We start from the raw sequence: 13,760 nt of genomic DNA, 5'->3' as shown, positions 1-13,760 counted from the left end.
CGAACGAGCAGAGGGCCACGAGCGACGGACCCTGACGTTCGACGACCTCTTCGAGAGCGAGGCTCGGCTTGTCGCGGGCAGGCATGACCTGCACCTTGAGCCGCAAGGGACAATGTTGGGAGGACGCGGTCCGCCAGTGTCGCTACGCGTGGATCGGCTACTCCGACTCCAATCTCCTACGAGGAGAGCTTCCACGCCGGGCGGGCGTCACCCGTGGCTTCACCGCTATGCTTGTCGGCGTCGCTTCTCGACGAGCAGCCAGGCCAGATCGGCGCGGTCTTGCAGCTCTTTGGCCGAGCCTGGCTCACGGTGACGTACCGACTCCTGCTTCGCGGCGATGAGGGTGGAAAGCCCGAGCACCGGTACCTCGACGTCGGCGATCCTCGCCAGGATGCTCTCGGCCCAGGCGCGATCGAAGTCGACGCCGACGATCTGGGTGTGCACGTCGATCCGGTCCGGCTCGACTCCCATGAAAAAACCAGTCCCGGGCTTGGACAGCTCCTCCGGAGTCACGCCGAAGTACTCCAGCGATACGTCCGCGAACTCGCGGATCGCCGACGCCAGCCGGCGAGCGTTCGACAGCTCGGGTTCGATCAAGACATCGATGTCGCCGGTCGCGCGCACGAGCCCATGCGCCGCGAGGGCGTGGGCCCCAACGACGACGTGCCTAACGCCGGCCGCCGATAAGGCGGTCAGAAAGTCCCGAACGTCGCTCTCCGCCATCGCTGCCTCGCTGGGAGATCGCATAGACCCGGCGGCTCAGCTCGCGCATGAGAGCGATCCGCTGGGTGGGCGTCATGTCTCGGTAAGCGTCGTGCGTGTCGGGAAACGCGCCCGAATCGGCGACGCGACCGCCGATGAGCCGGGACGAGGGGACCTGCTTCGTCGCCACTGAGCGGAACATAGCCGGCACCGACGCAGGCGGCCAGTGCGGGGCGAACGCCACGAGCGATTTCGGGCGCCTCTCCTGAGCGGGCTTGAGCGGGCTCAGGGGACGATGGTGCGCAGGCTGTCGACGGCGTGGACCGGGGCCATGTCGCCGGCCATGAGGTGGGCGATGGCGCCGTAGACGAGGCGCTGCTGGGCGACCATGGACTTGCCGGCGAACTCGGAGGAGACGACGACGATGGTGTAGTGGCCGCCGCCGCCCGAGACCTGGACGTCGTCGGCGGAGATCTTGGCGAGGATGGCCTCGCGGATCGCGTCGATGACGGAGCCCTGGAAGTTGGTCGGGTGATGACTCATGGGCCGGTGTTATACCGCCTCGCCGGCGATCTTGACCTCGAGCTCGAGCTGGACGCCGGTCTCGGCCCGCACGCGCTCGCGCACGAGCTCGATCAGCGCCAGGAGGTCGGCGGCGCGCGCCTCGGGCACGCCGGGCCCGGGGCGCTCGACGACCAGCCAGTTGGCGTGCACCGGGCTGACGACGGCGGCGCCGACCCGCGTGCCCTTGAGGCCGACCGACTCGATGATCCGCCCGGCGAAGTCGCCCGGCGGGTTCTTGAAGGTGCTGCCGTTGTTGGCCACGCCGGTCGGCTCGCGCTGGCGCCGACGCTCGCGCAGGCCGGCGACGTCGGCCTCGATCTCGGCGCGCGGGCGCGGCCAGCAGCGCAGCTCGGCGCCGACGACGATCTCGTCCGGCGGCAGCTCGGAGCCGCGGTAGCGGAAGCCGCACTCGGCGTGCTCGCGGGTCCGCGCGCGGCCGTCGCGGTGCAGGCTGTGGACGCGAGTGACGACCCTGGTGAACTCGCCGAGGTAGGTGCCGGCGTTCATGATGAGACCGCCGCCGACGCTGCCGGGCACGCCGCCGAGGAACTCGAGGCCCCCGAGCTCCCAGGCGGTGACGTGCTGCAGCAGGCGCCCGGTGGTCGCGCCGGCCTCGACGTCGACGCGGGTGAGGTCGGCGGGGTCGGGCCGCTCGACCCGGTTCATGCGCGCGAGGTTGATGACGACGCCGCGGATGCCGGCGTCGCGGACGAGCAGGTTGGAGCCGCCGCCGACGAAGCTGACGCCGATCGACCGCGCGTGACAGGCGGCGAGCAGCGCCTGCAGGGCGCGGGCGTCGGCCGGCCTGGCCCAGAGGTCAGCCGGGCCGCCGAGCCGCAGGGTGGTGTGGCGGGCCATCGGCTCGTCGGGGCGCAGCTCGAGCGCGCCCGGCGGGAGGTCGAGGTCGCCGAGCTCGGCGAGGAGCCGCTGCCCGCGGGTGAGGCTCATGGCGGTCACGCCCGCGTGGCGCCGCCGGGCTCGCCGGCGGCGAGGGTGCGCGGGCCGTCGAGGTGGGCCGCCAGCTCGCGGCTGACGTGGGTGACGCTGCCGGCGCCGAGGGTGATGATCAGGTCTCCGGGACATGACTCTCGGGCCAGGTACTCGGAGAGGCCGGCGACCGGCTTGTGGAGGACGACCGGGCGGTCGGGCCGGCGCGCGCGCACGGCGGCCTCGAGCGCCTCGACGGTGGCGCCGGCGATCGGCGGCTCGCCGGCGGGGTAGATGTCGGTGAGGACGACGAGGTCGGCGGCGTCGAGGCTGGCGGCGAAGCCGTCGAGGTGGGCGCGCACGCGGGTGTAGCGGTGGGCCTGGAACACGGCGACGAGGCGCCGGTCGGGGTAGCTGGTGCGCGCGCCGGCGAGGGTGGCCCGCACCTCGGTCGGGTGGTGGCCGTAGTCGTCGACGACCATGACGCCGCCCGCGGTGCCGCGCACGGTGAAGCGCCGCTGCACGCCGTCGAAGCCGGCCAGCGCGTTGGCGACGGCCGCGAGCTGCAGCTCGTGGAACTCGCACACGGCGATGGTGGCGAGCGCGTTGAGCACGTTGTGCACGCCCGGCATGTGCAGCGTGAACGGGCCGAGGTCGCGGCCCTGGCCGACCACGCGGAAGTGGGCGGTCGGGCCGTCGTGCACGACGTCGACCGCGCGGTAGTCGGCCGCCGGCGAGAAGCCGTAGGTGACGTAGCGCTTCGACAGCCGCGGCAAGATCGCCGCGGCGTTGGGGTCGTCGAGGCAGACCACGCACAGGCCGTAGAACGGGACCCGGTTGGCGAACCCGACGAAGGCGTCCTGCAGCCGCTCCATGCTGCCGTAGTGGTCCATGTGCTCGTCGTCGATGTTGGTGACGACGGCGACCGTCGGCGTGAGCAAAAGGAAGCTGCCGTCGCTCTCGTCGGCCTCGGCGACCAATAGGTTGCCGCGCCCGTTCTTGGCGTTGCTGCCGAGCGCGTTGAGCTTGCCGCCGATCACGACGGTCGGGTCGAGGCCGGCCGCGTGCAGGGCGGTGGCGACGAGGCTGGTGGTGGTGGTCTTGCCGTGCGAGCCGGCGATGACGACGCCCTGCTTGAGCCGCATCAGCTCGGCCAGCATCTCGGCCCGCGGAATCACTGGAATCTTGCGCGACCGGGCGGCGACGACCTCGGGGTTGTCAGGCCGCACCGCGGACGAGATGACGACGACGTCGGCGTCCCCGAGGTGCGCCTCGTCGTGCCCGCGGTGGACCACCGCGCCGCGCTCGCTCAGCCGCCGGGTGGTCTCGCTCTCGGCCAGATCGGTGCCGGTGACGCGGTAGCCGAGGTCCAGCAGGATCTCGGCGATCCCGCTCATCCCGATCCCGCCGATGCCGACGAAGTGGATGTGGGTGTCGCTCTTGCGGAACATGCGGGGGAACGCTGGCCGGCGAGTGTACTGGTTCGCCGGTAAAAGGACACGAAAAGACCCCGCTGGCGGCGGGAGGCGCGCGGGGCCGCCAGAGCTTCAACGTGTCGACGGAGGTGGGTTATTTCCGGCGCGGACGGCAGCAGACGGGCATCTACGCCACGAGGCGATCCGAAGCACTCTTCCAGGGGGGTCCGCGTCGTTCCAGGTGGCGGCGGGAGCGGTGGAGCCGCTCGCCAGCGCCTCGACGGCCAGCTCGGCCATCTTCAGCGCGTGGACGTGGAGGTCGTAGGCCCCGGTCGTTCTCTCGAGCGCATGCCGCGCGAGGTGCTGCAAGGCTCGAAGAGGAAGACCCCTCTCGGTCAGGTGGGCGAGGCGGGAGTGCCGCACGCGATGCAGCCCGCTGGAACGGAGACCAGCGTCCGAACCTTCGCCCGGGGCGGCACGACCCGGGTGGCGCGCAGCTTCAGCGCTCGCAGTTCTTGAAGGCTGCTGCGAACCGCGGCGTGAGAGGCACTTCTCCGTCTTCGCCCTGGGGCGGCGGTCACGTTCCGTGAATGCGAGACTGCGCCGGAGCCGCGGTCCGGTGGAGGATCGGTCGTGCTGCACCTGTCCGAAAGGACACAGATGTCGCATTCGCGAAGGCCGCGCTCGAGGCGGCGCGGTGGTTTGATGAAGCCGCGGTGGATCGCCGGCTCGGCGCGCTCATGCTCTTGATTCACGATCTCGCCCTGCTCGCAAAATTTCGCGGGGTCATGTCTCACAGGACAGCGACAGGTAGGGATTCGCGCCTCGTTGTCGCTCTTCTCGACGGTTTGGTCGCTCATGCGCTTGATTCACGATCTCGCCCTGCTCTCTCAATTTCGCGGGGCCGTGGCTCACAGGATTTTGCCGGGCAGGGCGTGTCTCTTCACGGCCGTAGGCCGTCGCTGTCCTCGAACCGTGGGCCCCCGAGCCCGTGATTCCGCACGCGCTCGGGCAGGGGATGGGGGCACGCACGGCGTTGGCATCGGTGGAATCCGCGGCCGAATTCCGCGAGGGTCGGCTCTCGGGTCTGAACGCCTCTTCAGCGGGTCGTTACGATGAATGATGGGCAGGACCACGGTGCGGGATACGGGTGGGGCCCATCGGTCTGCGTAGACTGCGCTCGTTGCGCTCGTACGAGCGCTCGCCGATACTGGATACCCCCATGAATGCGCCATCTCCGGGCTTCGAGAATGTCCTGCCGGGATGGTGCCTACTGATGATCGCCGGCCTCGTATTGGCGCTCGTCGTCGTGTATCGGGACCTCGTGCGCCGCGCCTGGCTGACGACCGAAGATCCGCGGGCTCTCGGCGCGCTGCGGGTGGCCTTCGGCCTCTGCTTCCTCCTCGGTGTCCTCGAGATCGCCGCGGACGCCACGTGGTTCTTCAGCGACGAGGGGATGTTCCTCCGCGAGGGCGCGCGCGAACGCTTCGCCGGCGCGGCGCTGGCGGGTCATCGGCAGGGGGAAGGGTTCGCCGACGCGGCGGCGGTGTGGCTCTACTTGACCAGCGGGCGCGTCTCGCCGCTGCACTTCTGGGACTCGCCGTTCGTGGTCTGGGCGCACGTGACGGCGCTGCTGGCTGCGATCGTCGGATTCACCGTGGGGCTGCGTACCCGGCTGTGCGGGTGGCTCGGCCTCGTGCTGTTCCAGATGCTGCTCGCCCGCAACAACACATTCGCGGCTGGCGATCAGGTGTACGGCTCGGTGATCTTCTTGCTGTGCGTCAGCCGCTGCGGGCACGCCTACAGCCTCGACAATTGGCTGCGGTGCCGCCGGTTGCGGCGTCGCGGGGAGCTCAGCGAGCCGGGTGGCCCCGGGGGCGGCGCCGGCGCCGACCCGTCGCCGTCGCACCCGCGCGGCCTCGCGGCGATCTACCGCAGGATCCCCGCCTGGCCGCGGCTGCTGATCGTCGCCCAACTGGCGGTGATCTACGGCATCAACGGGCTGAACAAGTCCGGGTCCGGCTGGTGGGACGGCACCGCGGTGTTCTACGCGATGCAGCACCACCCGTTCGCTCGCTTCGATTCGCGGCCGCTGCTGGTCGCGCTCGGCTCCCCGACCCTCTGGGTGATGACGCAGGTCGTGCACCTCTGGGAGAAGCTGTTTCCGCTGATGGCGCTCGGGCTGGTCCTCGGGTTCGCGGCGCGAGCGCAGCTGCCTCCGCCCCGGGCGGGCCGCTTCCTGTGGCTGGCGCTCGGTCTGGCCGTGCTTGCTTTCTTGTGGAGCGCCGTGCCGTTCGAGCTCGGGAAAGAGGCGACCGCGGAGGCGATCGCCGGCGCTCGCTCCTGGCTGCTGATCGTCGGCTCGCTGAGCCTCGTTTCGCTATGGTTCACATACCCCCGACTGCGAAATGGCGAATTCGCGTTGCGCTGGCGCGGGCGCGCCATCGTCGTCGACCGCGCGTTCCTGAGTCGGACCCTCTTCGGCCGCTGGTTATGGTTGGGGGTGGGCCTGGGGTTCCACGCCAGCCTGGTGGCCCTGATGAACCTCGGGGGGTTCCCGCTCGCCACCCTGGCGCTCTACATCGCCTGTTTCGACGGTCGGACCGTCGCCGCGGCGGCGAGCCGGCTCCGTCTGTCGCGTGGGCCCGTCATTCCGACCGAAGACCCGTCCCTGCGGCACCTTCGCCGGCCGGGAGGGGTGCTTTCGGGTCGAGTGCTGGGGAGCGTGGTCGCGCTCGTCGTCGGCGGCGCGGTCGTGCTCGCGTCGGGCGGCCCCCTGGAGGTCTGGTACGCGTGCCTGGTGGGCGCCGCCGGGCTGTCGCTGTTCGCGGCGATGCGCCGGTCCGCCGCGAACTCGGAGCCGACCGAGCCGCTCTGGGCGTACGGCCCCGTCGGACGCGTGCTGGTCGGCGGCCTGTGTGGATTGCATCTGGTGGCGATCCTCGTCACCGCATTGCCGTCGCGCCCCAGCTTGGCGGCCTTCCGCGCCGAGGCGCGGGCGCGCGTCGCGTGGTGGCTCGCGTTTACGGGGACATCGCAGGCGTGGGTCATGTTCACGCCGACCCCGCCTCGGTCGGTCGGCGCCATCCATACCCACGTGATCGACGCCGAGGGTCGCGAGTACGACATGCGCACGGCGCTTTACCTCCCGGAGCACCTGCGACCATTCGAGGTCTGGCCCGATCGCGAGCGCAAGATCGAGGTCGTGATGCTCGGTAGCCGCTCCGAGCTGGCCGTGTGGCAGGCGCGTGCGTGGTGCCGCCGATTCGCCCGCGAGCACGACGGGGTCACCCCCCTGGAGGTCCGCCTGAGCCGCCAGATCGCCCCGATCGAGCCCATCGAGGCCGAGGTGGTCGCGGGAGGCCCGAGCGCTCGCTTTTGGGCCAACGCGCGCCCCCCCGAGCTCGTGGCCATGGTCCACTGCCACGACGAGCCGCACGGTCAACTCCCGGATCAGGTCCGCGCCAGGCACGGGTTGCCCGCGCTCGACACTCCGCTGAAGCCGCTCCCCAAGCTCGCCTCCGATGATTGGCCGGCCGTGCGGGCCGCGAAGCCGCTCGGGTGGCCCCTTACGGAATGGCTCGCGCTGCTCGCCTGCGGAGTCGGCCTATTATCCTGGCGTCGCAGATCGAGGAAAACAGAAGAACGGACTTGACAGCTCAGCTCGGTGTGTGACAAAGGCGCTCGCCTGCTCATCCATAGGCGAGCGCACGCCCTTCCCCGGCGAAGTCGGTACAAATTCATGCGTGGTTGTTGGAGGGGAGCGTGAATGGCACGTGCGCACGCCGACCTTCTCTCGCCTCGCCACGCCCGCGCTCGTGCTCATCGAGGCGCTGCTGCCGATCGCCGCCTGGTTCTCCGAGACCCGGCTCATCGCGGTCGCGCTCGGCGTCGCCTTCCACGTCCCGCTCGGCTGGTCGCTGTCCATTCAAATGTTCGGGCCGATCATGATCGCCTGTTGGCTGGTGTTCCTGTCGCCGACCACCTCGATCGTGAGCGAGCAGGCCGCGACGGTCGGTCCCGCCCCGGTCGCGCTGATCGTCGTCTTCCTCCTGTTCGCCCTGTTCTGGGAAGGCTCCGCGTGTCACGTCCCAGCCTGGTCGATCTGGGGGCGCTCAACGAGCTCGACCTCGAACGCTGGTGCGAGCGGACGTCACTCTCGCCGACCATCGAGCGCGCCGCCGACGGATCGATCGAGGTCCGAGTGCGGGGCGAGACGCGACCGCTGCCCCCCTGGCTCGTCGACGAGGCCCACGTGCTGCTCTCGCAGCAGGCACCGTTCCGGGCGGCCACCCTCGCTTACGCCTGTAGCCCGCAAGAATTTCTCCTGCTGGTCAAGAGCTTCGTGCTGTTGAAACTACTCCGCGTGACAGGGGAGCCCTGAGCTCGCCGCGCGGCCCAGCGGCGAACTGCTGGACTACACGGCATGCGCGGCGAGTGAGCTCGATCCCCCGCGAGGGCGAGGTGTCGGCGCGCAGCGACTCGCGCAGCAGGTCGAGCGCGCGGTGGTTGTCGGTCTCGTCGGCGAGCGAGGTGCCGAGGGAAGCCGGAGTGGCGCGGCTTGAGCACGAAGCAGTCGCGCTCTGCGGGGCGAGCTTGTCGGCGAGCGCGGCGCCGGGGGAGTCGCGGTCGTAGTCGGAGACACGAGTCACCTCAAGAGTCGCGGGCCGTTTCCCGGGCGTCTCCAAGACCGGCCCGTTTCGCCCTATTTGTCCGTGTCTGGCGGGGAATCGCGGCCCGCGCGAACCCTCGCGGAGCGCCGATTCCGGGCCAGGAAACGCGGGGGCGTTCTGCGAGGGGGCTTGGGTTATTTCGGGCGCGGACATGCTATAGGAGCGCCGTGCTCGATCTCGCGCGTCGCCTCGCCACGCTCCTCGAACCCTGGTTTCTCCAGCACCAGCGCGACCTTTCGTGGCGGCGCACCCGCGACCCGTACGCGATCTGGGTCAGCGAGATCATGCTGCAACAGACGCGGGTCGAGACCGTGGAGACGTACTACGGGAAATTCCTCGAGCGCTTCCCGGACGTCGGCACGCTCGCGGCGGCGGACGAGTCGGAGGTGCTCGCGGCGTGGAGCGGGCTCGGCTATTACCGCCGCGCGCGCCTGCTGCACGCGGGGGCGCGCCACGTCGCCGAGTTGCACGGCGGCAAGGTGCCCGATGATCCTGATGTGTTGCGCAAGATCCCCGGGATCGGGCGCTACACCGCCGGCGCCATCGCCTCGATCGCGTTCGACCGGCCGACGGCGCTGGTCGACGGCAACGTGGCCCGCGTGCTGTCGCGGCTGCAGGCGATCGAGGACCCGAAGCTGCAGGACGCGGGCGCGCCGGGGCACTGGACGATGGCGCAGCAGATCGTGCAAGCCGGGCAGCCGCGGGTGCTGGCCCAGGCGTTGATGGAGCTCGGCGCGACGGTGTGCACGCCGGTCGCTCCCCGCTGCGAAGGTTGTCCGGCCCGCAGCGAGTGCCAGGCGCTGGCGAAGGGGCTGCAGACGACGATCCCGGCGCCCAAGCAGCGCGCGCCGTCCCCCCGCGACGACCTGTGGGCGGTGGCGGTCCGCCGCAACGGCCGCGTGCTGCTCGAGCAGCGCGCGCACGAGGGCCTGCTGGCCGGGATGTGGTGCCTGCCGCTCATCGAACGCAAGATCACCGACCGCGCCGGGGCGCCGCCGCGGGCGATCGCGGAGGTCACCGGGGTGAAGGTGAAGTCGGTCGAGGCGCTCGCCGAACCGGTCAAGCACGTGTTCACCCACCGCGTGTGGATGCTGTGGCCGTGCCGCGGCGAGGCGGCGGTCGTCGACGTGTCCCACATGGCAGGCTATGAAGACGGCCCGGGCCGGATGTGGATCGCGCCGGGCGAGCGACCGCGCGGGGGGATTCCGAAGGTGACCGAGAAGGTGCTCGAGCGGCTCGGGTATTGATATAGCGCCGTCGCGGGTCGCTATGATGAATCGTGAGCTCCGATCATTGCGCCTCGGCGACGAGGCGCGGCAGCTTGACGACGAACACCGAGCCGGCGCCGGGGGCGCTGGTGACGCTGATGTGGCCGCCCATCGCCTCCGAGACGTGGCGGGCGACCCATAGGCCGAGGCCGAGGCCGCCGTAGTGGCGCTCGGACACGGCGCGTTCGAAGCGCTGGAAGATCCGGGCCTGGTCGTTGGCCGAGATGCCGATCCCGCGGTCGCGGACCGACAGCGTGATCGTCTCGTCGTCCTGCGTCAGCTCGAGCTCGATCGGCTTGCCGCCGCCGTACTTCATGGCGTTGGCGAGCAGGTTGCTGACGATCTGCTCGAAGCGAGTGCGGTCGGTGCGGCCGGAGGCGTAGAGCGGGGCGGTGAGGTGGATCTCGCAGCCGGCGCGGGCGAGCGGCTCGGTGAAGTGCTCGACGGTGGCGCGCAGGAGCTCGGCGTAGTCGACGTCCTCGACCTCGATCTTGAGGCGGCCGCCGGTGATCCGCGAGACGTCGAGCAGCTCCTCGATGAGGCGGTGGAGGCGGTCGGCCTGGCGCTGGATGACGCCGAGCTTGGGCAGGCAGGAGGTGGCGGAGAACTCGCCGTCGCCGCGGGCGCGGCGGATCAGGCGGTCGACCTGGAGGACGATCGGGGTCAGCGGGGTGCGCAGCTCGTGCGAGGCGACGGCGATGAACTCCTCGCGCTTGGCCAGGGCGAGCTCCATCTCGGTGTAGAGGCGGGCGCTCTCGATCGCCTGGGCGGCGCGCAGCGCCAGCTCGTCGATCAGCGACAGCTCGTCGGGGCCGAGCGCGCGGCCGTGCGTGGCGAGCATCAGGACGCCGAGCGGGCGGCCGCGGGCGACCAGCGGGACGAGGGCGATCGCGCGGTAGCGCAGGCGCGGGGCCAAGTAAGCGTCGGTCTCGGGGACGCCGGGCAGCGCCAGCAGCGGGGCGTCGGGCCGCGCGGACGACAGCCGGACCTCGTCGCGCTGCAGGACTTCGAGCAGCGGACAGTCGCCGACCAGCGGCTGGCGCCGGCGCAGGTCGAGGTAGCGCGCCTCGAGCTCGGGGTCGCCGGCGGCGACGCTGACCCGCCGCGCGACCCCGAACCGGCCGTCCTCGTCGAGCTGCTCGACGGCGGCGAAGTCGGCCAGCTCCGGGACGAGGCGGTGGACGAACTCGACCAGCGCGGCGTGGACGTCGCGCTGCGAGACCAGCAGCTTGCCGGCCTCGGCGAGGATGACGGCGCGCCGGCGGGCCCGCTGCTCGTCGCCGAGCAGGCGCTCGCGCTCGGCGTCGGCGCGCTTGCGGTCGCTGATGTCGAAGAAGGAGGTGACGACCGCGTACGGGGCCGCCGAGCCGGCGTGGTAGAGCGGCTGCGAGTTGACGGAGACCCAGGCGAGGGCGCCGTCGGGGCGGTAGATGCCCATGATGACGCCGACCTGCGGCTCACCTGTCCTCAAGGTCAGGACGGCGGGCCAGCTCTCGAGCGGGAACGGGCTGCCGTCCTCGTGGATGGCGCGCAACGAGCTAACGAGGCCGATCGAATCGCGGAGCTGGGAGCGGCAGCGGCCGAGGATCCGCTCGGCGCTGGCGTTGCAGGTGACGACCTGGCCGGCGACGTCGACGACGACGATGCCCTCGGCGAGGGTGGCGACCAGCGACCGGTAGCGCTCCTCCTCGCGCCGCAGGGCCTCCTCGGCCTGCTTGCGGGCGGTGATGTCGACGACGCCGCCCATCATCTTGACGACGCGGCCGCGGTCGTCCCTGACCGGCTTGCCCCGGACGAGCAGCCAGGCGATCTCGCCGCCCGGCTTGATGATGCGGTACTCGAAGTCGACGAAGTCCTCGACGCTGGCGACCTCGCGGGCGTGGGCGGCCAGGCCCGCGCGGTCCTCGGGGTGGAGGGTGTCGAAGAGGTCGGCGAAGTTGCGCGGGACCTGCTCGGGGGCGAGGCCGTGGAGCTGGCGCATGACCTCGTTCCACACGACGGTGTCGCTGTCGAGGTGCCACTCCCACAGGCCGAGGCCGCTGGCGGCGACGGCGAGGGCGAGCTGCTCCCGGCTCTGGCGCAGCTCGGTTTCCATCGCCACCCGCTTGCTGATGTCGTGGGCGATCAGCAGCACGGCGACGACCTCGCCGCCCTCGCAGACGGCGCCGACCCGCGACTCGTAGCGGGTGGGCTGGCCGTGCGCGCCGGTGCCGACGCACTCGTAGCTCTGCGGCTGGCCGGTGGCGACGACGCGCTCCAGCGAGGCGCGCGCGACCGCGTGCGACTCCGGCTCGATGTACTCGAACATGCTGCGGCCGACCGCCTCGGTCATCGAGGTGCCGGCGGCGGTCCGGTTCATGTGACGGATGACGCCGTCCGGCGACAGCAGGAGCACGAACTCCGGCGCGTTCTCCAGCAGGGCGAACAGCAGCGGCGCCAGGCGCTCGAGGTCGGCGAAATTGAAGCCGCGGTGGGCGATGGCGCCGGGGGAGGTCATGGCCTCCCTTCGACTATGGGCCGCGCGGGTGGGCGCCACCGGCGGGCGACGCAGCAGCCCGGGCCCGAGCGCGCGGCCGTCGTCGCGGCCGCTCCGCGAAGGCCGGCGGACCGGCCGCCCCCGGCGTCAGCGCATCTTCTTGACGAAGGCGGCGACGGCGTCGATCTCCTCGGGCTTCATCTTGGCGGCGAACGCCTTCATCATCGTGCCCGGGATGCCGGCCTTGATCGCCCGGGCGACCGAGGCCTTGCCGTGCTTCTTCTGCCAGTTCTTGTCGGTCATGTCCGGGATGCCCTTGCTCTTGAGCCCCGGCTTGCCCTTGCCGCTGACGTCGTGGCACGCGGCGCAGTGCTTGACGTAGAGCCCGCGGGCGTCGATCGCCTTGGCGGCCGGCTTGGGCTTGGCGGCCGGCGCGGCGGGGGCCGCGGGCGGGGCGTCGTCGAGGACCACGTCGGGCTCGGCGGCGGGCGGCGGGACGTCCGCCGGGGTCGGCTTGCTGTCCGAGGGGACAGGCTTGCTGTCCGAAGGGGCAGGCGGTGCGCTGGCGACGGCGACGGCCGCCTGGACCTCGGCGCCGACGGCCGCGCCGAGCGTGGCCGGGGCGGTGGCGACCTCGTTCGGCGCGTACTTGCGGACCATGAAGGCGTAGCAGAGGTCGAGCTCGCCGGCGGGGGCGGTCATGCCGTTGTCGGCGACCATGCGCTCGATGACCTCCTTGACCTCGCGGGCGGAGGTGGGCGGCTTCTTGTCGACCTCGGCGAGCTCGTGGCACTCGCTGCAGCGGGTCTCGAACGCCTTCTGCGCGGCGGCGGCGTCGTAGGCGGGCGCCGGCGCGGCCGGGTCGACGGGGGCGATCGCCTGCTGCTGCTTGAGCCTCTGCTCGCGCTGCTGGCGGGCCGAGCGCTGGAGGTCGCCGGTGATGGCGATGAGGTACGCGGTGACGTCGTAGAGCTCGCGCTCGGTCAGCGGGTCGTCGAAGGTCGGCTTGTCGGCCATGCGCTCGACGGTGCGCCACCAGCCGGCCGGCGCGCGCGGCTGGACGAGGACGGTCTTGAGGTCGTGGCAGACGACGCACTTGGTGGCGAGGATCTCCCGCCCGTGGCGCAGCGCCTCGACGGTGGTGAGGTCGGCGAGCGGGGCGTCGGCGGGCATCTCGGCCAGCGGCAGCAGGCGGGCGACGCGGGCCCGGTTCTCGACGCTGTAGACGCCGCCGCCGACCTGGCCGCGGGCCAGGCCGAACTCCCGCAGGGCGCTCGGGACCGACAGGCCGAGCAGCAGCACCGCGCAGCCGAGCACCGCGGTGGCGAGCGGCGGGACCCAGTCCTGCAGGTGGCGGAACACGCGGTAGAAGGTGAGCTCGACGATGAGCAGCACGCCGAGCAAAAACCCGAGGCTGACGTGGACGGCCGAGCGCGGCGGCAGCTCGACCTGGTAGTTCCACAGCCGCGGGACCATGACGATCATCATCACCACGTAGAGCGCGGTGAAGACGACCTTGAAGATGTCGTGCAGCCGCACGAGGTGCAGCGGCGCCTTGGACATGCCCGGTTGATGCCCGTCCGGCCAGCCCCACAGCTTGAACATCAAGAAGAGGGAGGCGAAGCCCGAGATCAGGAACAAGAGTCCGAGGGTGACGCTCGCTGCGATTTCCATGGCCGTCCTGGCGCTCGCGACCGTATCGCAAGTCGCGCGGGCCAGCCAGAGCGCGGTTGAC

At 71.4% G+C, this 13,760-nt stretch carries 9 protein-coding genes; 3 read left to right on the top strand and 6 right to left on the bottom strand.

Going from position 1 to position 13,760, the window contains the following annotated elements; genetic code table 11:
- Positions 1-225 precede the first annotated feature (225 nt).
- From NAEX_RS12900 to murC, 4 genes are all read right to left on the bottom strand, one after another.
- Entirely contained in the window at positions 226-723 is a 498-nt protein-coding gene (locus NAEX_RS12900) for a hypothetical protein (RefSeq protein ID WP_096327808.1), read from the bottom strand.
- Positions 724-987: 264 nt separating this feature from the next.
- Complete coding sequence (locus tag NAEX_RS12895) at positions 988-1,245, bottom strand: BolA/IbaG family iron-sulfur metabolism protein (RefSeq protein WP_096327807.1); 258 nt, start codon at positions 1,243-1,245, stop codon at positions 988-990.
- A 9-nt stretch (positions 1,246-1,254) separates the two neighbouring features.
- A complete protein-coding gene (gene murB / locus NAEX_RS12890) occupies positions 1,255-2,214 on the bottom strand; it encodes a UDP-N-acetylmuramate dehydrogenase (RefSeq protein ID WP_096333593.1) in 960 nt (319 codons plus the stop codon).
- Between the two features lie 5 nt (positions 2,215-2,219).
- Entirely contained in the window at positions 2,220-3,644 is a 1,425-nt protein-coding gene (gene murC, locus NAEX_RS12885; RefSeq protein ID WP_096327806.1) for a UDP-N-acetylmuramate--L-alanine ligase, read from the bottom strand.
- A gap of 1,114 nt (positions 3,645-4,758) precedes the next feature.
- Here murC and NAEX_RS12875 point away from each other — a divergent pair.
- The 3 genes from NAEX_RS12875 (at position 4,759) to mutY (ending at position 9,528) form a co-directional block, all read left to right on the top strand.
- Complete coding sequence (locus tag NAEX_RS12875) at positions 4,759-7,263, top strand: hypothetical protein (RefSeq protein WP_143825571.1); 2,505 nt, start codon at positions 4,759-4,761, stop codon at positions 7,261-7,263.
- Positions 7,264-7,689: 426 nt separating this feature from the next.
- Positions 7,690-7,992 carry a class II aldolase/adducin head domain-containing protein gene (locus tag NAEX_RS12870; protein ID WP_096327803.1) on the top strand — a complete coding sequence of 101 codons (303 nt, stop codon included), beginning with the start codon at positions 7,690-7,692 and terminating at the stop codon, positions 7,990-7,992.
- A 456-nt stretch (positions 7,993-8,448) separates the two neighbouring features.
- Positions 8,449-9,528, top strand: a complete 1,080-nt coding sequence (gene mutY, locus NAEX_RS12865; protein WP_170135679.1) for an A/G-specific adenine glycosylase — start codon at positions 8,449-8,451, stop codon at positions 9,526-9,528.
- A 43-nt stretch (positions 9,529-9,571) separates the two neighbouring features.
- Here the strand turns inward: mutY and NAEX_RS12860 are convergent, their stop codons facing one another.
- Positions 9,572-12,046: a PAS domain S-box protein gene (locus NAEX_RS12860; RefSeq protein WP_096327801.1), complete on the bottom strand. Its 2,475-nt coding sequence runs from the start codon at positions 12,044-12,046 to the stop codon at positions 9,572-9,574.
- A 126-nt stretch (positions 12,047-12,172) separates the two neighbouring features.
- Complete coding sequence (locus NAEX_RS12855; protein ID WP_096327800.1) at positions 12,173-13,699, bottom strand: c-type cytochrome; 1,527 nt, start codon at positions 13,697-13,699, stop codon at positions 12,173-12,175.
- Positions 13,700-13,760: the final 61 nt, after the last annotated feature.

The organism is Nannocystis exedens (genome assembly GCF_002343915.1).
Lineage (GTDB): Bacteria > Myxococcota_A > Polyangia > Nannocystales > Nannocystaceae > Nannocystis > Nannocystis exedens.
Note: the sequence above shows the minus strand (reverse complement) of the source record. Positions and strands in the feature narration are given on the sequence as shown.

Bases quoted from the DNA above. Each gene is read 5' to 3' on its own strand.
- murC (WP_096327806.1), bottom strand. From the start codon at position 3,644: ATGTTCCGCAAGAGCGACACCCACATCCACTTCGTCGGCATCGGCGGG.
- NAEX_RS12855 (WP_096327800.1), bottom strand. From the start codon at position 13,699: ATGGAAATCGCAGCGAGCGTCACCCTCGGACTCTTGTTCCTGATCTCG.
- murB (WP_096333593.1), bottom strand. From the start codon at position 2,214: ATGAGCCTCACCCGCGGGCAGCGGCTCCTCGCCGAGCTCGGCGACCTC.
- NAEX_RS12895 (WP_096327807.1), bottom strand. From the start codon at position 1,245: ATGAGTCATCACCCGACCAACTTCCAGGGCTCCGTCATCGACGCGATC.
- NAEX_RS12860 (WP_096327801.1), bottom strand. From the start codon at position 12,046: ATGACCTCCCCCGGCGCCATCGCCCACCGCGGCTTCAATTTCGCCGAC.
- NAEX_RS12900 (WP_096327808.1), bottom strand. From the start codon at position 723: ATGGCGGAGAGCGACGTTCGGGACTTTCTGACCGCCTTATCGGCGGCC.